At 64.9% G+C, this 20,070-nt stretch carries 22 protein-coding genes and 1 tRNA gene; 15 read left to right on the forward strand and 8 right to left on the reverse strand.

Going from position 1 to position 20,070, the window contains the following annotated elements; genetic code table 11:
- Positions 1-5: 5 nt before the first annotated feature.
- Positions 6-347, reverse strand: a complete 342-nt coding sequence (locus tag SCLO_RS14940) for a helix-turn-helix domain-containing protein (RefSeq protein ID WP_123905526.1) — start codon at positions 345-347, stop codon at positions 6-8.
- Between the two features lie 356 nt (positions 348-703).
- Between SCLO_RS14940 and SCLO_RS14945 the strand changes: the two genes are divergently transcribed.
- The 8 genes from SCLO_RS14945 (at position 704) to SCLO_RS14980 (ending at position 8,821) form a co-directional block, all read left to right on the forward strand.
- Positions 704-1,537 (forward strand): hypothetical protein, encoded by an 834-nt coding sequence (locus SCLO_RS14945; RefSeq protein WP_123905527.1) that lies wholly within the window; start codon positions 704-706, stop codon positions 1,535-1,537.
- Positions 1,538-1,615: 78 nt separating this feature from the next.
- Positions 1,616-1,870, forward strand: coding sequence for a helix-turn-helix transcriptional regulator (locus SCLO_RS14950; RefSeq protein ID WP_066519988.1), 255 nt, complete (start codon positions 1,616-1,618; stop codon positions 1,868-1,870).
- Positions 1,867-2,142: a hypothetical protein gene (locus SCLO_RS14955; RefSeq protein ID WP_066519986.1), complete on the forward strand. Its 276-nt coding sequence runs from the start codon at positions 1,867-1,869 to the stop codon at positions 2,140-2,142. The genes SCLO_RS14950 and SCLO_RS14955 overlap by 4 nt, the downstream gene beginning before the upstream one ends.
- Complete coding sequence (locus SCLO_RS14960) at positions 2,139-2,639, forward strand: hypothetical protein (RefSeq protein ID WP_066519985.1); 501 nt, start codon at positions 2,139-2,141, stop codon at positions 2,637-2,639. The genes SCLO_RS14955 and SCLO_RS14960 overlap by 4 nt, the downstream gene beginning before the upstream one ends.
- Before the next feature lie 208 nt (positions 2,640-2,847).
- On the forward strand, positions 2,848-3,222 hold the full coding sequence (locus tag SCLO_RS14965; RefSeq protein ID WP_066519983.1) for a hypothetical protein: 375 nt from the start codon (positions 2,848-2,850) through the stop codon (positions 3,220-3,222).
- The gene (locus SCLO_RS14970; protein WP_066519981.1) at positions 3,219-5,039 is read left to right on the forward strand and encodes a type IV secretion system DNA-binding domain-containing protein; all 1,821 of its coding nucleotides are present in this window, start codon (positions 3,219-3,221) and stop codon (positions 5,037-5,039) included. Before SCLO_RS14965 ends, SCLO_RS14970 begins: the two co-directional genes overlap by 4 nt.
- A complete protein-coding gene (gene mobF / locus SCLO_RS14975; protein ID WP_066519977.1) occupies positions 5,039-7,786 on the forward strand; it encodes a MobF family relaxase in 2,748 nt (915 codons plus the stop codon). The genes SCLO_RS14970 and mobF overlap by 1 nt, the downstream gene beginning before the upstream one ends.
- 222 nt (positions 7,787-8,008) lie before the next feature.
- On the forward strand, positions 8,009-8,821 hold the full coding sequence (locus tag SCLO_RS14980) for an ArdC family protein (protein WP_066519976.1): 813 nt from the start codon (positions 8,009-8,011) through the stop codon (positions 8,819-8,821).
- On the opposite strand, the gene SCLO_RS14985 is transcribed toward SCLO_RS14980, so the two are convergent.
- Positions 8,748-9,533 (reverse strand): HNH endonuclease signature motif containing protein, encoded by a 786-nt coding sequence (locus tag SCLO_RS14985; RefSeq protein WP_096362167.1) that lies wholly within the window; start codon positions 9,531-9,533, stop codon positions 8,748-8,750. The two genes, SCLO_RS14980 and SCLO_RS14985, sit on opposite strands and share 74 nt — an antisense overlap.
- A gap of 70 nt (positions 9,534-9,603) precedes the next feature.
- Between SCLO_RS14985 and SCLO_RS14990 the strand changes: the two genes are divergently transcribed.
- Positions 9,604-9,831: a hypothetical protein gene (locus SCLO_RS14990; protein ID WP_066519974.1), complete on the forward strand. Its 228-nt coding sequence runs from the start codon at positions 9,604-9,606 to the stop codon at positions 9,829-9,831.
- Positions 9,832-9,961: 130 nt separating this feature from the next.
- Here the strand turns inward: SCLO_RS14990 and SCLO_RS14995 are convergent, their stop codons facing one another.
- On the reverse strand, positions 9,962-11,155 hold the full coding sequence (locus tag SCLO_RS14995) for a tyrosine-type recombinase/integrase (RefSeq protein ID WP_066519969.1): 1,194 nt from the start codon (positions 11,153-11,155) through the stop codon (positions 9,962-9,964).
- Positions 11,156-11,331: 176 nt separating this feature from the next.
- Positions 11,332-11,418 (reverse strand) — tRNA-Leu (locus tag SCLO_RS15000).
- A 128-nt stretch (positions 11,419-11,546) separates the two neighbouring features.
- On the opposite strand from SCLO_RS15000, the gene SCLO_RS15005 reads away from it, so the two are divergent.
- Both SCLO_RS15005 and SCLO_RS15010 read left to right on the forward strand, forming a co-directional pair.
- The gene (locus SCLO_RS15005; RefSeq protein ID WP_174521980.1) at positions 11,547-12,308 is read left to right on the forward strand and encodes an alpha/beta fold hydrolase; all 762 of its coding nucleotides are present in this window, start codon (positions 11,547-11,549) and stop codon (positions 12,306-12,308) included.
- On the forward strand, positions 12,308-13,177 hold the full coding sequence (locus SCLO_RS15010; protein WP_066519964.1) for a tetratricopeptide repeat protein: 870 nt from the start codon (positions 12,308-12,310) through the stop codon (positions 13,175-13,177). The genes SCLO_RS15005 and SCLO_RS15010 overlap by 1 nt, the downstream gene beginning before the upstream one ends.
- Here the strand turns inward: SCLO_RS15010 and SCLO_RS15015 are convergent.
- Positions 13,174-13,878, reverse strand: a complete 705-nt coding sequence (locus tag SCLO_RS15015) for an SIMPL domain-containing protein (RefSeq protein WP_066519961.1) — start codon at positions 13,876-13,878, stop codon at positions 13,174-13,176. The genes SCLO_RS15010 and SCLO_RS15015 overlap by 4 nt on opposite strands.
- 104 nt (positions 13,879-13,982) lie before the next feature.
- Between SCLO_RS15015 and SCLO_RS15020 the strand changes: the two genes are divergently transcribed.
- The 3 genes from SCLO_RS15020 to SCLO_RS15030 are packed head-to-tail and all read left to right on the forward strand — an operon-like array spanning position 13,983 to position 15,596.
- Positions 13,983-14,417 carry a VOC family protein gene (locus SCLO_RS15020; protein WP_066520032.1) on the forward strand — a complete coding sequence of 145 codons (435 nt, stop codon included), beginning with the start codon at positions 13,983-13,985 and terminating at the stop codon, positions 14,415-14,417.
- A gap of 3 nt (positions 14,418-14,420) precedes the next feature.
- Positions 14,421-15,143 carry a hydroxyacylglutathione hydrolase gene (gene gloB, locus SCLO_RS15025; RefSeq protein WP_066519959.1) on the forward strand — a complete coding sequence of 241 codons (723 nt, stop codon included), beginning with the start codon at positions 14,421-14,423 and terminating at the stop codon, positions 15,141-15,143.
- 51 nt (positions 15,144-15,194) lie between these two features.
- On the forward strand, positions 15,195-15,596 hold the full coding sequence (locus SCLO_RS15030; RefSeq protein WP_066519955.1) for a hypothetical protein: 402 nt from the start codon (positions 15,195-15,197) through the stop codon (positions 15,594-15,596).
- 205 nt (positions 15,597-15,801) lie between these two features.
- Here SCLO_RS15030 and SCLO_RS15035 read toward each other — a convergent pair whose 3' ends face one another.
- From SCLO_RS15035 to ruvA, 3 genes are all read right to left on the reverse strand, one after another.
- On the reverse strand, positions 15,802-17,580 hold the full coding sequence (locus tag SCLO_RS15035; protein WP_231923250.1) for an AMP-dependent synthetase/ligase: 1,779 nt from the start codon (positions 17,578-17,580) through the stop codon (positions 15,802-15,804).
- Positions 17,581-17,674: 94 nt separating this feature from the next.
- Positions 17,675-18,697, reverse strand: coding sequence for a Holliday junction branch migration DNA helicase RuvB (gene ruvB / locus SCLO_RS15040; protein ID WP_066519953.1), 1,023 nt, complete (start codon positions 18,695-18,697; stop codon positions 17,675-17,677).
- Positions 18,694-19,302, reverse strand: coding sequence for a Holliday junction branch migration protein RuvA (ruvA, locus tag SCLO_RS15045; RefSeq protein WP_066519950.1), 609 nt, complete (start codon positions 19,300-19,302; stop codon positions 18,694-18,696). The genes ruvB and ruvA overlap by 4 nt, the downstream gene beginning before the upstream one ends.
- Positions 19,303-19,416: 114 nt before the next feature.
- Here ruvA and SCLO_RS15050 point away from each other — a divergent pair, with 114 nt between their 5' ends.
- Complete coding sequence (locus SCLO_RS15050; RefSeq protein WP_066520024.1) at positions 19,417-20,040, forward strand: DUF1345 domain-containing protein; 624 nt, start codon at positions 19,417-19,419, stop codon at positions 20,038-20,040.
- The last annotated feature ends 30 nt before the right edge of the window (positions 20,041-20,070 follow it).

Raw genomic sequence — 20,070 nt, forward strand, 5'->3', positions numbered from 1 at the left:
GACCGTCAGAAGTCCAGCTCGTCGCTGCTCACGGCATGCGTCGTCTTGGGCAGCCGGGCAAGGTCTTCGCTGATGCCTGCCCTGTCAGTATCCGGGGCGACGAGTTCGGCGAGGCGCTGGGTCATGCCGAACACATGGAGCGCACTTGCCAGCACGGCCAATCCCACGGTTGCATCGCCGGCCTCAAGGCGCTGAAGCGTCTGTACCGAAACCAGCATGCGTTCTGCCATCAACCGCTGCGGCAACTTGCGGCGGCGGCGGGCGATGGAAATGTCCTTGCCCAGCTGCGCAATCGCGCGCTGGCTCTGGGGCGGCAGGCCGCTGGCAGCTCTGGAGGCGCGTGACATGAAGAATGTATGTCATATCATGTGAAAAATGTCAATTCAGCATGATATGTCACTACATTAAGGGGCGTTTCAGCCTGTAGCATGCAGTTCGCGGCGGTGCCACGCGCCAGCAGATGATTGCCATAAATCTGACCCTCGGACCCTTACCGCGCACTGACAATCCGCCGCAAACCCAAGCGACACTGCAATCGGGGAGTAGGGATGGTCCAACAGGAGGAATGGAAGAAGAACAGGTGCTTGCCTCAATCCATTGAATCAAGAATATTCATGGCATGACAGAGAGGTCAGCGCCCTCAGTATTTCCGCAGCCGGACGGCGCGTTGGCGTTGGACGAGTCATTTGCCCGATTCTGCAGCTTGAAACGCACCCAACCGACTGCAGACCTGCTGGGGGGCAAGGTGCTCGACTGCATGCTGGTCGCGGCAACCGAGTGCGAAACGGCACACAACCGGTATGCCGCATTTGCTTTTCCAGGTGCTGCATTCGGCATTGCCGGAGCGCTGGAATACATTCGCAACCGCCGCTTTCTCGCGTTGGCTATCGGCCTTGCTGGCGCAGCAGCAGCCTCGCCCCTGTTGCGGGCAAGAACCCATCGCACAGAACCATCAAAGGCAAAGCTGCTCGACACCGCCACGCTCAAGCAGCGCCGCTTCGTCATCGCCATGCTCGAATTTCAGGAACACCTCGCCGCTGGTCGCATCGCGGCCTTCGAGCGGATCACGCCTCATGAGCGTGACCGCCAATACCGCGAAGTTCACCCGAGCCTGTTCAGGGCCGACCATGCGCTCGCGGCAATTGTCGGCGGCAATCGCTATTGGGCGTGCGCAAGGGTTCGCTCATCCTTGCAGCACCAGTTGCCGACAACCGACTTGCTGTTCGAGATCGGCAGCATCCGTGCCCGCGCCTACCTCGATGGCAAATATCTTGTCGAAGCAACGTCCGAGAGCTTTGCGCGTGCAAAGCAGGCAATCATGGCGCGTTTTCCCAATGATCGAACCCTGCACGCACATCTCGACAGCATCGAGAAAATGCGTGCCCTCGATCCGACGAAGTTTCCATCGCCTGCCGCCAAGGCGGCGGAAGTTGCAGGCCATATCGACAGGGCAAGAACGCAGACGCTGCTGGCCGAGGGGCTTTTGGATTACTTCGAGAACAGGATGAGGCAGGTAGAAGTCGAAGGGCTCGACTAGCTACTGAACTTTTATGACTGCCCACCGGCAGCACCGCCGAGCAACCTTGAGCTTCGCAACGAAGCGAAAGGATGCCCGATGGAACAGCCACCCCTCTCCGGCTTGCTGACGACGCAGGACCTGATTGCCCTCGTCCGGCTCAGCCGCACCTCGATATACAGAATGACACGGCAGGGGCGGTTTCCGCCAGCCTGCTCGATAGGCAACGGACATATCCGCTGGCGCGAAGCCGATGTCCGCGCCTGGATGGCTGAACTGCCATCGCAGGCCTACCCGCAGGGTGACAGCGAACCACGCTATGACCCGCCTCACAGCCCCCGGCGGCTGTCATGAGCGGCGGCCCCGTTTCCATCCCGCAGGCCGATGCCGAGCTGCATCCGGTGATCGAGCGGATCACCGGCCATTCGGTCGATATCGAGTTCCTGTTCTGGCCAATCACTGGACCGGAAGGCGAATGCTGCGGCGGCCATCTCAATGTTGGCAGCGCACGCATCTGGCTTGACCCGGACCACGCCAGCAATCTCGCCGACCGGGTTCGCGCGGCCATCGACCAGGCTGTCCTGAGCAACTTCCCATCTCCCACCAATCAACGGAGATTGTCATGAGAATTTCGCAAGCAGATGCCCTCGCCATTGTCGCGTCGGACTCGTTCCAGGAGCAGATCGTTGGCCCGATGATCGAGGCCTTTGTCCGTCGCCTCAGTCGCCCTGGCGAGGATGGCAAGACCTACCGCTCGTTCATTCTCGACTGGCTCTATTTCGAACGTCCGATGCTCGATCGCTTTATCGGCGAGCAGTTCAACGTCCAGTTTGAAGGTCCAGCACTTGCCATTGACGGGACCGACTATCCCCTTGGCGGTTTCATCGAACGGCAGATCGAATGGGTTCGCCTTGATCCCGTCGATGCATTCGAATTGCGCACCAGATTGCGCAAGGCAGTGGACGCCGAAGTCACCGACTGGATCGATGGCAGGCCGATGAAATTCCTGCCTGCCATTGTCGAAAAGCCGTTCCCGGATCGGGCGGCAGCGGATGCCGAGGCCGCGCGGATCATCCGCGACTTTCAGGGCTCCACCGGAAAGCCCGAGGGAGGCCGCAGATGACAATCAGGACTGTCATGCCGGATCACAATTCGGGCCACGATGCTACGCATCGAGGCAAGATAAGGTCTACACACCCCACGCACCCGTGCAGCGAGCATTTCCGCCGGTTTGCGAGCGGGCGGATAGCGTCCTCGGAATTGCGCCAGCCCCAGATTAGCGCGTTTGAGGCATTCCCCGAGCGCGCCAAGCGCGCGCCCCGGAGCTGGCCATGCTGACCGCGAGCAAGCGCACCGTGCGCCTCAATCCGTCGCAGGGCCGAACTCTTCGTGGGATCGCGGAACGCCGAGGCCTCACCGAATATGCGATGCTCCAGCGCATCATCGAAGCTGGGTTTCTGTCCGTGATCAACGGGACCGACCGGGACACCGACACCCGCGAGATCGCCAACGGGGTTGGCGCGATTGCGGAGCGTCTGGCCGAGGTCGAGCGGGTGCTCGACCGTGCGCTGTTCACGGCCTGCGCCGCCTATGCTTACGCCCGCCATTCAGCCCTTGGGACCAAGAAGCCGGACGAGGCGATTGCCGCCGATGCCAAGGCAGCCTTCGAGCGCCAGCGCTCGCTTGCCCTGGAAATCGAGCCATGAGCCGGGAGCACGATTTCGCCGCCCGTTCGCATTCGCTGTGGCGGATGCGGATGGCTCATTTGCAGCAACGCTTCGGCTTCTTCTGGCGGCTCGTCTTGGGCTGCACGCTGTGCGGTTCAGCAATTGCGGCCCAGCTGTTCATGGTTCCGCGCACGACTGTTCTGGCGGTCCAGTGTCTGGGCGCCAGACTGCTGATCTTGCTGGGTGATATGGTCGGCAAAGAACTGCGCATGAACGCCACGCTCGGCGGCGAGAAGATGACCTTCCACGCCCGCGTTGTGGCCTATTCCGACTACTGGCTGCGGCCCTACGACCGTATGCTGGACTGCCTGTTCTGGGGCGCTCTGGCCGGGCTTGCCCTGGGCTTGGTGGCCATCTGGCTGATCCAGCGGACCATGTCATCGCAGGGCGAGCAAACGCTCGGCGACAGGGTGCTGGGGGGCACCCGTGTCATTGCGGAAGCGGAGCTTGCCGCGCGTATCACGCATCATGCCGATCCGGCCTCGCTGGCGATTGGACCGGTGCCCGTTCCGCGCGGGATCGAGACCCGGCATTTTGCCTTTCTCGGCACCACCGGCAGCGGCAAGACCACCGTCCTGCGCCAGATGCTCGACCGCATCGAAGCGCGCGGCGAAGCGGCGCTGGTCTATGACACCAGCGGCGAATTCATCGCCCATTATTACAATCCCGAGCGGGGCGATGTGATCCTCAATCCGTTCGATGCCCGCTGCGCCTTCTGGTCGCCCTTCGACGAGATTTCCCATCCCGCCGATGCCGACCGGATCGCGCGTCAGCTCGTCTCCGAAACCGGCAGCCAGGACGACGATGTCTGGCTGGAGACGAGCCGCATCCTCGTTGCCAACATGCTCCGCTCGCTCTGGGCCGAAGGCAACTGCAACCTTGAAGCCCTGCTCGAAGCCTTGCAGGTCAGGAGCAAGGAACAGCTCAAGCACTGGCTCGGTCATACCTCGTCGGCCCGGACCTTTGCCGATGACGCCGACCGAGCCACCGGCAGCGTCCTGTTCATGCTCGCCAAGGCCGCGAACCTGATCCAGTTCCTGCGGATCGATGATGGCGGCGCGGAGCGCTTTGCCTTCCGGAACTTCATAGCCGGGCTGGACGGGCATGAAGGTGCAAAGCCGTGGATCTTCGTGCCGCGCAAAGAGGACTATTTCGAGGCAGCCAAGCCGCTCATGGCCTGCTGGCTGGAATGCGCGGCAAGCGCCGTCCTCGGCCTTACGCCTTCGCCAGACCGGCGCATCTGGTTCGTGCTCGACGAGCTGGCTGATCTGCCGCGCGTCGAAAACCTGGCCCGGTTGCTGCCTGAAGGGCGCAAGTTCGGCGCGGCGATCGTGCTCACCTTCCAGGCCTTGGGACAGATGCGCAATCGCTACGGCGCAAACATCGCCGAGGCCATGCTCGCCTGCTGCAACACCAAGCTGTTCTTGCAGACAGTCGACCGGGAAACCCGCCAGTGGGCCAGCCAGACCATCGGTGATTGCGAGGTGGAAATGCGGGTTGCCACCGACACGCTTTCTATCGGCAACGAAGTGCCGCGAACGACCGTCGCGACCCAGCGCGCTTTCCGCGCTGCCGTGCTCGAAAGCGAGCTGCGGCTAGCCCCGCACCAGGGCTACCTGCTGCTGCCCGATGGTCTGCCCGTGGCGCGCATCGGGCTGACCGCCGATCACATCCGGGCGCGCGGGACTGCCCGCCAGCCTGCCTTTGTCGCTGGCGATCCAGCGGGCACGCTGTGGAGCCGGGTGAGCGAAATTGCCCGTAACGCCGCGCCCGATGCCAGGCCGGGGCCGGTCTGATGGTTGCCTCGGTCTCGGCCCTGTCGAGCGCCGGTCAAGCCGCAAGCTACTACGAAGCCGACGACTACTATGCCGAAGGTGGTCTTGCCCCGTCCGAATGGTTCGGCGAGGCCGCCGGGGCACTGGGTCTGGACGGAGAGGTAGACCGCGAGCAGTTTGCGGCCCTGCTTGAAGGGCGGGTTGGCGACGAACAACTGGGCACCGCGCGCGATGGCAAGGTCGAGCATCGACCCGGTTGGGATATTACCCTATCCGCACCCAAGTCCGTATCGATCATGGCCGAGGTCGCAGGTGACAAGCGGCTGATCGCGGCGCACGGCGCGGCGGTGAAGGTGGCACTGGCCCATGTTGAAAACCACATGGCCGCAACCCGCGTGCGCGAGGGTGGTGAGGTCCAGCGCCAACCCACCGGCAATCTTGCCATTGCCACCTTCCGCCACGCGACAAGCCGGGCGCAGGACCCGCAGCTTCACACCCATGCCGTCGTCATCAACGCCACCCAGGACAAGGATGGCAAATGGCGCAGTCTGGAGCCGCGCGCCATCTACCAGCTCCAGAAGGAAATCGGCGCCATCTACCGCCAGGAGCTGGCGCATGGCGTTGCCGAGCTGGGCTACCGGATCGAGCCAGGCAAGGACGCTATGTTCGAGATTGCCGGAGTGCCGGACAAGGTGATCGAGGCTCTGAGTCAGCGCACGGCGGCGATCGATGCCCGGCTTGCCGAGCGGGGCACAAGCCGGGAGGAGGCGAGCGCCGCCGAGAAGCAGATTGCCGCGCTCGATACCCGCGAGGCCAAGACCCACGCCGATATTCGCGAGTTGCGCGCTGACTGGCGCGCGACAGCCGATGCCAGCGGGTTCGACGCCGGGGCGCGGGACCGGCTTGTGGCTGGTGCAATAGGACAGGCGCGGGACATCGCGACGGCGGCCAGCCCCGAGCTGCTGGCGCGGCATGCCGTTTCCTTTGCCGCTGCCAAGCTGGCTGAACGCGAAGCCGTGATGTCAGCCAGCACGCTGGCGCGCGAGTCGGGGGACTTTGCCTTCGGCAAGGTCGGTCATGGCCAGATCAGCGCGGCCATTGCCGGGGCCGAGCAACGCGGCGAGCTTGTGCCCCGGACATTTCTGGACCGGCGCGGCGCGGAGTTTGCCGGTTTCACCACCCCGCAAGCCATGGAAACCGAACGCACCATGCTGCGGCTTGAGGCTGCCGGGCGGGGTATGGCCGAGCCGCTCGCCAGCCCGCTGGCGGCAGCGCGAACGGTTGAGCGCGCAGCGCGGCAATCGGCCCGTTTGGGATATGCCTGGACCGACGACCAGAAGCGCGGGGCCACCGACCTGCTGACTTCGCGGGACCGAATTGCTGCCGTTCAGGGCTACGCCGGAACCGCCAAGACCACTACTGTTCTCGCGACCTATGCCCGTGAAGCAGAACGGCACGGGCTTTCGGTCACGGCACTTGCGCCCACCGCATCGGCGGCGACAGTTCTGGGAGAAGCGCTAAGTCTTCGCGGTGATACCGTTGCCCGGCACCTGCTCACGCCAGAAGGGCGCAATGCGGGCAAGAATGCTGTCTGGATCGTCGACGAAGCCTCGATGCTCTCGGCGCAGGACATGGCAAAGCTGATGGCCAGCGCTGACAAGGCGGGAGCCCGGCTCGTTCTTGTCGGGGACATGAAGCAGCTCGGTTCGGTCGGCGCAGGTGCGGCCTTCGCACAGTTGCAGGCGGGAGGCATGACCACAACCAGGCTGGCCGAAGTCGTTCGGCAGACCAATGCCGAAACGCGCGAAGCCGTCATGGCATCGATCGAGGGCCATGCTGGCAAGGCTCTGGCTGCGCTGGATCGGGGCGGCGGCAAGGTCATCGAAGGGGCCACGCCGAAAGAACGCTTCGTGGCCATGACGCAGCATTACCTGTCCCTGTCACCCGCCGAGCGAACGCGGACATTGGTGATCGAGCCTTCGCGCGAGGGCCGCGACACGCTCACCGGCATGATCCGGGAACACTTGTCTTCGCGCGGGGAGCTGTCGCGGGACCGACTTCAGTTTGCCGCTTTGGAGGCCAGGGGCATGACCCGTGCCGAAGCGCGCGAAGCGGCGAGCTATGCCATCGGCGATGTCGTCCGGTTCAACCGCGACTATGCCGCCAAGGATGTCCGCCGGGGCGAGGCTCTGACCGTCAGTGGAGTTGATCCGGAGCGGAACCGTGTTGCTCTGGCGAGCCGCGATGGCCGGGCGATTAACTGGCATCCCCGGCAATGGGGGGCGAGCAAGGCCGAGGTGTTTGAACCCAAGCCCATGGACTTGCGCACAGGTGACCGGGTGCAGTTTACCCGCAACGAACGCGACGCAGGACGGATCAACGGACTTGGCGGGACAGTGACCGGCATCGACCCATCAACCGGTCAGGCGACCCTGAAACTGGCGAATGGCCGCGAGCAGCGGCTCGACCTCACCAATCCTCGCGACACCCATCTGCGCCATGCCTATGTCCAGACCGCCCACGCCGCGCAGGGCCAGACCGCCGAGCGCGTCCTGATCCACGCCGACAGCCGTTCAACCAATCTGGTCGATCAGAAGATGCTCTACGTCGCGTTGTCACGGGCCAGAGGCGAGGCGGTTGTTGTCACCGATGACAGGGACCGGCTTATCCGGGCAATCACCGAGCGGGCGGGGGAGAAGCAGACTGCCATGGCAGCGGCAGTGCCCGAAGTCGGCAAATCCAAGGCAATGGGGGCTGGTCTCGGGTGAAGGCCATGCCGTCGGCATGGTGGCCACGGCATCTCTCGTCCCCCCGTTGGAATGAACTGCTGCCTGGGTGACGGCCCGTGCCGGGCGGGATCAACAGCCTGCCCGCTCCATTCGGGCTCACGCCCTCCCGTGTTGGCTGTTCCGCGTCACCGCTGACCCACCCGGCCAATCCGGCCCGTCCCTTCATCCGCGTTCCCAACGACAGGACGAAGGATTTTCACCGTGGCCAGCACTCAAACCGCCAGCATTTACGACACCATCACCAACCAGATCATTGCCTCACTTGAAGTCGGGGTCGGGAAATTCTCGCTCCCCTGGCATCGCAGCAATGCCCCGCTGTCCCGCCCGATGAACGCGGTGACCCGGAAGACCTATCGCGGCGTCAACGTCCTCGCCCTCTGGGCTTCTGCCGAAGCGCAGGACTTCGGACATGGCCTCTGGGCAACCTATCGCCAGTGGCAGTCGCTTGGCGCTCAGGTTCACAAAGGCGAGAAGGCTTCGCCGATCGTGTTCTACAAGGTCTTCGACAAAGTCGATGGCACCGAGGCGGAGGAACGGGAAGGTTCGGCCCGGGTCTTCGCGCAGGCGTCGCATGTGTTCAATATTGGCCAGGTGGATGGCTATGCGATGCCGGAACTTCCCGAAGGCGCAGACTTCGATCCGATCCCGAACGCAGACGCTTTCGTTGCCGCAACCGGCGCCACCATCCGCATCCAGGGCGAAAGTGCCCATTACACGCCCTCGACCGACACCATCACCATGCCGGAGAAGCAGCTCTTCTTCGCCACCGAATCAGGCAACGCAGGGCAGAACTGGTACGCCACGCTGCTCCATGAACTGACGCATTGGTCCGGAGCGGAGCACCGTCTCGCACGAACCTTCGGAAAGCGGTTCGGTGACGACGCCTATGCGATGGAAGAGCTGGTCGCCGAACTCGGATCAGCATTTCTGTGCGGCGACCTTAGCCTGTCGTCCAAGCCGCGCCCCGATCACGCTCGTTATGGCGATTATCGGCATCCTTGCCCCACGGCTTGATGTGGCTGGCGGTCAGCAGACGCGGATCGGCGATGCCGGTGATGCAGCAGGTCTCTTCATAGTTGGCCAGGACTGCGCGGCGGAAGAAGTCCTGGCCGACGCGCTGGTTGACCAGCGCCTGGGTAGTCGATGCGCCTTGGTAGGGCTCGAACCGGAATTCGCTCGGCTTGTCCTTGAGCCGGTTGAGCGGCGGCGCGGGTTCGCCCAGTTCAACCTGGGCAGCCCACATGCTTTCCGCCCGCGCCACAAGGCCGGTCCAGTTCTGGCCGAACTCGGCGTAAGTTGTCCGGTCGAGCTGTGACGCTCCGGCCAGGCCTTTGCGCCCGCTCTCGGTGATCTTGGGGTCGAGGCTGGCGAAGTTGCAGAGCTTCATGGCGACCGAACTGCTCGACCTTCCCAGCGCAGCGGCGAGCTGCTGGATTTCAGGATTGCCCGAATGCAGCTTTCCAAACGGCAACTGGAAATAGAGGTAGAGCGCGAGAACCGTCTCCTCCTCGCTCCAGCGTTTTCGTAGGCTGCCTTCGTCCCCCATGGCGGCGTTGTGCGCGAGGCCGTCCAGGGGCGCAAGGGGCTTGGGGGCGTTCGGTTTTCCGGCGGGCGGAGGGGCCTTTCGACCCGGATGGCGCGTTTTGAGCACCGGACTTGGCCGCACGCGTTCAGCCGTCAATGTCCGGCCCGCGCCGGTTCGCGGGTGCTCACCCGTGTTGGGCATGACGACTGCCCTTGGCCGTGCGGCCTGTCGGTTTGGTGCAACGAGCCACCAGATACGAAAGGACAAATCCATGGCCCGCAACAATCCCGCACCGGCAGCCGAAGCAAAGGCCCCGGACTTCATTGCCTGGCACGTCGCCAACCGGGGCGAGAAGGCTTACTGGACCAAGGTCGGAGCGGCTTGGTTCCATCGCGACCGCAAGGGCGTTTCGCTTCAGCTGGAGGTCGTGCCGATCAATGGCCGGATCGTTCTGCGCACGCCGCTCGACGATGAAACCAGGGAGCAGCCGGGCGCCTAGCGCCCGGCCTTCGGGCAAAAGAAGACCCGCCTGGTGCGCATCGTCGAGAGGCGTGGCGGGTTCTGTTGTCGGAATAGTACGGAACTGGGGTGCGCGTGTCCACTGGTCGCACCATGACGGGTGAATTGCCTCAGCCTTTGAGCCGGATTTCGTCGAGATAGTCGCTCCACCACTGCGCCATCCGGACGCGCTCATCCCAATAATGGCCCCGGTTGTACGTCCCGCGAATGGCATTGCTATCGCCATGTGCCAGGGCGCGTTCGATCGCGTCAGGGTGCCACAGGCCACATTCATTGAGCATGGTCGAAGCAGTCGAGCGGAACCCGTGCGCAGTCATTTCGTCTTTGGTGAAGCCCATGCGGCGAAATGCGGCGTTGATGGTGTTTTCGCTCATCGGCCGCAGACGGGTATGGAAGGCGGGGAACATGTAGCCCTTGCCGCCGGACACTTCCTTCAGTTCCTTGAAGAGTTCGACCACCTGTCGTGACAGTGGCACGGCATGAGTGCGACGCGCTTTCATCTTGCCCGCCGGGATTGTCCAAATCGCTTTTTCGAGGTCGATCTCGTCCCAGTCGCCATGCCGCATTTCGCCGGGGCGCACGAAGATGTGCGGGGCGATCTTCAGCGCAAGCTTGGTGATTGGGTAGCATTCGAAGCTGTCAATAGCGCGCAGCAGCTCGCCGAGCTTGTCGGGTTCGAGGATGGCAGCATAGTGCCGCGCCTGCGGCGTCAGCAGCGCGCCTTTGAGGATTGCGGTGGGATCGATGGCGCAGCGCCCGGTTGCGGCCCCATAGCGAAAAACGCGGCTTGCGAACGAGCGGCATTTCTTGGCCGTCTCTCTGTTGCCCCTCGCTTCCAGCTTCTTGAGCGGAGCCAGCATCATTTGCGGATCGACATCCGAGATTGGCATGTTGCCGATTGCAGGCTTGAGCAAATCAAGGAACCAGCGCGCCTTGAGCAGCGTGCCTTCGGCCCGGCCTTCGCCGACCATCTTTTCGTCGATGTACTCGCGGGCCACCGATTCGAAGGTGTTGGCAGCGCTGATTTTGGCCGTGGCCTTTTCGCGCTTCCGCGTGAGGGAGGGGTCTTCGCCGTTGGCGATCCTTACGCGCAACTCGTCGCGCATCTGGCGGGCCTTCTGCAGGCTGACTTCCGGCCAAGCGCCGAGCGCAATGCGCTTTTGCTTGCCGCCATAGTTGTACTTCAGCCGCCAGAGTTTCGAACCGGTCGGGAACACCTCCAGGTAGAGGCCTCGCTCATCGGTCTTCTTGTAGGGGGTGTCTCCAGCCGAAAAGGCTCGGATTTGCAAGGCGTTAAGCGACATTTCGTGGCATGACCTTTCTTGGAAAAGGGCAAAAACGGGCCGATGGCCCTTTCCATGCCACGAATCCTCGTGGCATGGGCTGAAACGGCGTGAAACACGGAGCATCAAAACCTGCCTGAAAATGGCAGATTTCTGCGGTTTTTTCAATGATTTTGATGCCACTCCCGCAGGAGTTTTGGTGCCCAGAAGAGGACTCGAACCTCCACGACCTTGCGATCGCCAGCACCTGAAGCTGGTGCGTCTACCAATTCCGCCATCTGGGCACGGGGTAGGAGCGCGCAGTTAGCCGCTGGCCGGAGGGCTGTCAATCGCATCCGGCGCATAATTTTTCCTGACGCCGCGCGCCGGAGCTTCTAAGGAATGGTGGAACCTCCATCGCGCCAGGGAGCAGATTCTGGATACGCCGTCGCCTTCATCGCCGCCATCCTTCTTCCCGCGCCCGGACGGGTTGAAGCTGGCCTATCGCCATCGCGCCGGAACGGGCGCCACGATCGTCTTCCTGCCCGGTTATATGTCGGACATGGACGGCGGCAAGGCGGTCGCGCTCGACCGATGGGCGGCGGAAAGCGGCCGCGCCATGCTGCGGCTGGATTATGCCGGCAATGGGGCCAGCGAAGGCGCGTTCGAGGACGGCACCCTGGCGAGCTGGCGCGACGATGCCCTATGGCTCATCGATTCGTTGACGCGGGGGCCGCTGCTGCTGGCCGGCTCGTCCATGGGCGGGTGGCTGGCGCTGCTGGTCGCGCTCGCCCGGCCGGAGCGCGTTGCGGGGATCGTCGGCATTGCCGCCGCGCCGGATTTCACCGAATGGGGTTTTTCCGAAGCGGACCGCGCCAAGCTCGGCGTCGAAGGCCGCCTCGTCGAGCCCACGCCTTATGGCGATCAACCCTATGTGACCACGCTCGGCTTCTGGGAATCGGGGCAGGCGCTCAAGCTGCTCGAGGGCGGGATCTCGCTCGATTGCCCCGTTCGCCTGCTCCATGGGCAGGCCGATCCCGACGTGCCTTGGGAAATCGCGCTGCGCCTCGCGGAAAAGCTGCGTTCATCCGATGTGCAGACGCTGCTCGTTAAGGACGGCGACCATCGCCTTTCGCGCGACGGGGACATCGTCTTGCTGATCCGCACCGTCGCCAGCCTGCTGGATCATTCCTGATGTCTTTTCTGTTGCCCCTGCTGCTTCTGGTCCCCCAGGCCTATGATCCGGAGATCGAGGCGGTGATGAACCGCAAGCGCAAGGAAGCCGCCGAGGTCCGCGCCTCCGCCGCGCAGGCTCCCGCGCCCGCTGCGCCGGGGGGAGGGGGCCAGGATGGCCTCATCCCCGTCCCGCCCCGATATGCCGCGCCTTTTCAGGCCTGCATCGACGCCGCCCTGGACGCGCCCGAAAAGGGCGTGGCCTTCGCGGAGAAATGGCGGATCGAAGGAGGCGGCTTCTATGCCCGGCACTGCATGGGCTTCGCCTATGCGCGGGCGGAGCGGTGGACGCCCGCCATCGTCGCGCTGGAGCAGGCGGCGGACGAGGCGGAGCGCACCGGCGAAGTCGCGCAGAGCGCGCGGCTCTGGGCGCAGGCGGGCAATGCCGCGCTGGCGGGCGGAGACGCCGCCAAGGCCAAGGCCGATTTTGACGCGGCGCTGGCGCGCGGCTTGCCTGACGGCATCGAAAAGGGCGAGGCGCATCTGGACCGCGCCCGCGCGCTGGTGGCGCTCGATGACCATAAGGGCGCGCGCGATTCGCTCGACATAGCATTGGACCAAGCGCCCAAAGACCCGCTCGGCTGGCTGCTCTCCGCCACCCTGGCGCGGCGCATGGGGGAAATGCCGCTGGCGCAGGCGCATATCGCGCGGGCGGTGCAATTGTCGCCCGACGATGCCTCGGTCGCGCTGGAGGAAGGCAATATCGCGATCCTCACCGACCATGCCGACATCGCCCGGTCCGCCTGGCAGCGCGCGGTGAAGCTGTCTCCCGATTCCCCCGCGGGCAAGGCGGCGGCGGACAATCTCACCCGCCTGCCGCCGGCGCCCTAGTTCAGGTAGAAATCCACGGTCGTGACGACGCGCACTTTCTTGTAGGGCGTGTCGCTCGATCCATCCCCTTCGCCGTCGCGCGCGTCGATGGAGAAATAGCCTTGCGTGGCGCTCTTGATGCCGCCCACGCTGGCGCCGCTGTCGCGGGCGAACTGCTCGGCGGCGGCGCGGGCGTCCTTGGTCGCGGCGGCGACCATCTGGGGCTTCACGTCATTGAGCTTGGTGAAGCTGTAGCGCATGCCCGATCCCTCCTGCAACGTCACGCCGCGCCGGACCAGATCGAACTGCTGCGCCACGGCCCTTTGCGCGCGGGCGATGTCGGTCGTCCGCAGCAGCATCCGCTGGGTGATGGTGATCGTGTTGACGCCATTGTTGATATACTGGTTCACGCCCGCGCCGACGGGCGTCAGCGCGTCGGGCTTGAAGCCGAGACTGGCGAAATAGGCTTTCAGTTCCTTGGTATTATTGTCGATCTCCGCCCGCACGGCGGGCAGGTCGAAGCCGGTGGCCGAATAGCTGATCGACCAGGTGGCGAGGTCGGCGGTCACGTCCTTTTCCGACAGGCCCCGCACCGTGACGGAGCGATCCGCCGCCTTGGCGCGCTTGAGCCCGTCGCCCAGCAGATAGCCGCCGCTCACCACGCCCAGCGCCAGCAATCCGGCACAGCCCAGCAAAACCTTTTCCCGCATTTCCAACGCCATGCCGATCCTTCCTCTTCCTTCGCGCATCAACCCGCCCTATCTTGAAAAGGTTCCTGCCAGCATGGGGATGAACCGTTGCTTTATGGCGACAAATGGAGTTTTCCTTGCCGAAATATCTGCACACCATGATCCGCGTGACCGACATCGACAAGACCGTCGCCTTCTTCAACCTGCTGGGTCTGGAGGAGCAGAGGCGGTTCGACGATGAAAAGGGCCGCTATACGCTGGTCTTCCTCGCCGCGCCGGGGGACGAGGGGGCGCAGGTCGAACTCACCTGGAACTGGCCGCCGCAGGACGGCAGCGCGCCGGAACGCTATGCGGGCGGGCGCAATTTCGGCCATCTGGCCTATCGGGTCGAAAATATCTACGATAGCTGCCAGCGGCTGATGGACGCCGGGGTGACGATCAATCGTCCACCCCGCGACGGGCACATGGCCTTCGTCCGCACGCCGGACGGCATCTCGATCGAACTGTTGCAGGACGGCACTCTCGAACCCGCCGAACCCTGGGCGTCGATGCCGAACACGGGAGTCTGGTAAGCCATGCTGGAGGTCGTCCGCGTTCCCGTCCTTTCCGACAATTATGTCTGGCTGGTCCACGATCCGGCCAGCGGGGAAACGGTCGTGGTCGACCCTTCCGTGGCGGAGCCGGTGCTGGCGGCGGCGGCGGCGCGCGGCTGGACCATCGGCCAGATCTGGAACACCCACTGGCATCCCGATCATGTCGGCGGCAATGCGGGGATCAAGGCCGCGACCGGCTGCACCGTCACCGGCCCCGCGGCCGAGGCGGCGAAGATCGACACGCTCGACCGCACGGTGGGGGAGGGGGATGGCGTGCGCATCGGCGATCATGTGGCGCGCGTGATGGAAGTCCCGGCCCATACGGCGGGCCATATCGCCTATCATCTGGCGGCGGACGGCATGATCTTCGTCGGCGACACGCTCTTCGCCATGGGCTGCGGCCGCCTGTTCGAAGGCACGCCCGCGCAGATGTTCGCGAACATGCGGCGCTTCGCGGCCCTCCCGGACGATACCGTCGTCTATTGCGCGCACGAATATACGCAATCCAATGGCCGTTTCGCCCTGACCGTCGAGCCGCGGAACGCGGCCCTGCGCGAAAGAATGGCGCAGGTCGACGCGGCGCGGGCGAAGGGGGAGGCGACCGTTCCCACCACCATCGGGCTGGAGCGCGACACCAATATCTTCATGCGCGCCCGCGACGCGGCGGAACTGGCGCAGCGGCGCGCGGCGAAGGATGCCGCCTGACGGCTTTTAGTCTATCCTGCCGTCCTGGAGTCAGGAAAGAGGAGAGTCGCGATGCGTCCCTGGATCATGCTTGCGCCCTTGCTGCTGGCGGGATGCGCGGGGAGCTATGAAGCGCCCCGGCTGACGGAAAAGCAGACGGTGGAACTGGAGAAGGCGCTGGCCGGAAAAGTGCCGGGCGAAAAGGTCAGCTGCATCAGCATGCGGCCCCAGAACAGCTTTCGCGCCATCAGCGGCAATGTGCTTCTCTACCGGGTCAGCGGCACCCTCATCTACAAGAATGAACTGATTGGCAGTTGCCCCGGTCTGGCGCGCGGCGATACGATGATCGTCCGTCCGTTCGGGTCGCAATATTGCCGGGGCGACATCGCCACCAGCGCCGACCTTATGACCGGCATGACCACCGGAAGCTGCGCGCTGGGCGATTTCACGCCCTATCGCACGCCGGGGAAATAGCGGCACGGCGGGAATATCGACAGCTTTGGGTGGGAGTGGACAGTCTGCTTTTCTCCACCTCCGTTCGCCCTGAGCTTGTCGAAGGCCCTGCGCTTCACTTCGTTCGGTGGAAGACCCTTCGGCCAGCTCAGGACAGGCTTCGACTTCGCTCAGCCCGGACGGAGATTGGATGTCCCCGCCTGCCCGGAAAGCGGTCGCCTGTTCCTCACATCTTGTAAAGCGCGTCCAGCCGTTCCTGATACCGTTTGCGGATGACATGCCGCCTGATCTTCATCGACGGCGTCATCTCCTCATTCTCGATGGAGAAAGGCTCGTCCGCGAGGATGAAGCGCCGCACCCGCTCGATCACGGACAGGTCCCTGTTCACCCGGTCGACCGCCGCCCGGAGCGCCGCCATATAGGCGGGATCGCTTTCGATCCCCTCGACGCCCTTGCCCTGTGCCGCCGCCCATTCGCGCGTCCATTCGGCGTCCGGCACGATCAGGCCGACCAGATGCGGCCGCCGGTCGCCCGAAACCATGGCCTGCCCGATCTCCGGCTGGAGGGTCAGCATCCCCTCGACCTTTTGCGGCGAGACATTGTCGCCCTTGTCGTTGACGATCAGGTCCTTCTTGCGGTCGGTGATGCGGATGCGGCCGCGCTCGTCGATCTCGCCGATGTCGCCCGTATGCAGCCAGCCGTCCTTCAGCGCCTTCTCCGTCTCCGCCGGATTGCGCCAGTAACCGTGCATGACCAGTTCGCCGCGCACCAGTATTTCGCCATCCTCGGCGATCTTCACCTCCACCCCGTCGAGCGGCGGCCCCACCGTATCCATCGCGATCCCCGCCGACGGCCGGTTGCAGCTGATGACCGGCCCCGCCTCGGTCTGGCCATAGCCTTGCAGCAGCGTCAGCCCCATCGCCTCGAAGAACAGCCCCACATCGGGATTGAGCGGCGCGCCGCCCGACACCAGCGCCTTCATCCGCCCGCCGAAGCGCTTCGACACCTTGGGTTTGAGCGTACGGGCCAGCAGCGCCTTTATCGGCACGTCCAGCAGGGATGACGCGCCGCCCTGTTCCTTCGCCGTGATCCGCAAGGCCTGCCGCAGCAGGAAGCTGGGGAATTTCCCCTGCTTCTCGATCGACTTGATGATGCGCGCGCGCAGCACCTCGAACAGGCGGGGCACCACGACCATGATGGTGGGCCGCGTCTCCTCGATATTGGAGGCGAGTTTCTCCAGCCCTTCCGAATAATAGATCTGCGCCGCCAGCATGATCGGCAGGAATTGCCCGCCGCTATGCTCATAGGCGTGGGAGAGGGGAAGGAAGGAGAGGAATACCTCGTCGCCCCAGCCGAAATCCTCCACCACCAGCTTCGCCGCGCCCTCGATATTGCACAGGATCGACCCGTGATGCTGCATCACCCCGCGCGGCGCGCCGCCCGTGCCACTGGTGTAGATGATGCAGGCCAGGTCGTCGCGCCCCGCCGTCTGCTCCAGCGCGCAGGCCTCCACATCGGTCGGATGCGCGGCGATCAGGTCTTTCCAGAGGTGGCAGGCGACGTCGCCCTGCACGCCGCGCATCGGCTCCATCCCGACGACGAAGCGCACTTGCGATCGCAGCACGGCGGGCATCAGCGTCGCGGCGAGCTTCGCGGTGGACACGATCACCGCCTGCGCGCCGCTGTCGGTCAGGATATGCTGATGGTCGCGCGTGGTGTTGGTGGTATAGGTCGGCACCGTGACCCCGCCCGCCGCCATGATGGCGAGGTCGGCGATGCAGAATTCCGGCCGGTTCTCGCTCACCAGCATCACCGGGTCGCCCGGCTTCAATCCCTGCGCCCGAAGCGCGCTGGCCAGCGCCGCCACGTCATAGGCGACGTCCGTCCAGCTCATCGAACGCCATGCGCCATCCTTCTTGCGCCACAGGAAGGGCGCGTCGCCCATGTCCCGCGCGCGCGCGAAGAACATCGTCGCCAGATTGGGAAAGCGTTCGATTGCCTTCAAGCCCACCTCCTGTCATCGGCCCGTCCGCCGCGCGCCTGTCGTCAGCGCAGCTATAACCGCGCCCTGCCGTAACGGCCATGCTCTTTAGCGGGTTTCAGTCGAACAGGCCGTCCTGCGCTCCGGCGGGCGGATTGAGCCCCAGATGCTTCCATCCCGGCGCGTTGAGGCAGCGCCCCCGCGCCGTGCGGGCAATGAGGCCCAGCTGGATCAGATAAGGTTCGATCACTTCCTCGACGGTGTCGCGCGGTTCGGAAAGTCCCGCCGCCAGCGTCTCCACCCCCACCGGCCCGCCGCGATAGATGTCGGCGATCATCATCAGGTAGCGCCGGTCCATGAGGTCGAGGCCCAGATGATCGACCTCCAGCCGGCTGAGCGCTGAATCGGCGACCTTCGCATCCACCGATGCCGTGCCCGCGACATTGGCGAAATCCCGTACCCGCCGCAGCAGCCGTCCCGCGATGCGCGGCGTCCCGCGCGATCGCCGCGCGATCTCCACCGCGCCGTCCGGGGTGATGCCCAGGTCCAGCAGCCGCGCCGCCCGCCGCACCACCATTTCCAGTTCCTCGACCGTATAGAATTGCAGCCGCACCGGAATCCCGAATCGATCGCGCAGCGGCGTCGTCAGCAACCCCTGCCGCGTCGTCGCCCCCACCAGCGTGAAATGCGGCAGGTCGATCCGCACCGACCGGGCCGATGGACCTTCCCCGATCATCAGGTCCAGCGCGCGGTCCTCCATCGCGGGATAGAGCACTTCCTCGACGGCGGGATTGAGCCGGTGGATCTCATCCACGAACAGCACGTCGCCCTCGTCCAGATTGGTGAGCAGCGCGGCGAGATCGCCCGACTTGGCGATCACCGGGCCGGAAGTGGCGCGGAAACCCACGCCCATCTCCTTGGCGACGATCTGCGCCAATGTGGTCTTGCCAAGGCCGGGCGGCCCGAAGAACAGCACATGGTCCAGCGCCTCGCCGCGGCCCCTGGCGGCCTCGATGAAGATGCGCAGATTCTCGCGCGCCGCCTGCTGCCCGATGAACTCGGCGAGCGATTTGGGCCGCAATGCCGCATCCACATCCTCGACCCGGCGAGTGGGCGCGATCAGGCGATCCTCTTCACTCATTTCGCCGCTTTCCGCAGGGCGAGGCGCACCAGGGCGTCAAGCGTCGCGCCGTCGCCCAATTCCTCTTCCGCCGCCGCCACCGCCGCGCTGGCTTCGGCGGGCCGGAAGCCGAGATTCTGGAGCGCCGACAGGGCATCCGCGCCATGGCCGCCCGCCATCGCCGGCACGGCGCCCACGCTCGCGACGCCGCCCGCCGCCGGGGCCACCCCGATCTTGTCCTTCAACTCGTTCACGATCCGCAGCGCCAGCTTGGGCCCGACGCCGTTCGCGCGCGCCACCATCGCCTTGTCGCCCGCCGCCACCGCGCGATGCAGTTCCAGCGGTTCCAGCGCCGACAGGATCGCCAGCGCCACCCGCGATCCCACGCCCTGCACGCCGATCAGCAGGCGGAACCAGTCGCGTTCCTCGCCCCGCGCGAAGCCGACCAGGCGGATCGAATCCTCCGACACCAGCATCTCGGTATGCACCGTCACCGCCTCGCCCACCGGACCCAGCGCCGCCAGCGTGCGCGACGACGCGCCGACCAGATAGCCCACGCCGCCCACGTCGATGATGGCGTGGTCGATGCCGGTGCTGTCCAGCCTGCCCTTCAGTTTCGCGATCATGCCCGCCGCCCTTTGGTCATGATCTGTTCCTTACAGCCAAATGCGCGCCGCGCCACCCCTCATTCTTGCCATGCCCTCTTGCGCGCCGTGCATTTTGCGCCTTCCATGCGCGGCATGAAGCGGTCCTCTCTTTTCCCGTGGCGCTATGTCATGTTCCTTGTGCTGCTGGCCGGCATCGCGCCGCTCGCCTTCGTCCTGCCCTGGCATGAGGCGATCATGGCCGGGTTCGACCTCGCCGCGCTGGCCTTCCTGCTCTCCACCCTTCCGCTGCTGGACGCGGACGCGCAGGCGATGCGGCGCAACGCCGCCGCGAACGACGTCAACCGCGAGTTGATGCTGGCCCTCACCGGCATCGTCTGCCTCGTCATCCTGCTGGCGGTGGGCGTGGCGATCAGCCAGCAGGGCGGGCCGGACCGGGCGGTGATCGCGCTGGTGCTGGCGACGCTGGCGCTGGCATGGCTGTTTTCCAACCATGTCTATGCGCTGCACTATGCCCATATCTTCTATGTCGCCAATGATGACGGGAAGGACAAGGGCGGCATCGATTTCCCCGGCACGGACGAGCCGGGCTATTGGGACTTCATCTATTTTTCCTACACGCTGGGCATGACGTTCCAGACGTCGGACGTGGCGGTCGAAAACACCGCCGTGCGGCGCGTGGCGATTTTCCACTGCATGGCGGCGTTCGTCTTCAACCTGGGCATATTGGCCTTCACGATCAATGTGCTCGGCGGATAGGCCGGGGCGTCTTCACGGCTTGCTTACCAT

It is taken from the genome of Sphingobium cloacae (assembly GCF_002355855.1).
GTDB classification, from domain to species: domain Bacteria; phylum Pseudomonadota; class Alphaproteobacteria; order Sphingomonadales; family Sphingomonadaceae; genus Sphingobium; species Sphingobium cloacae.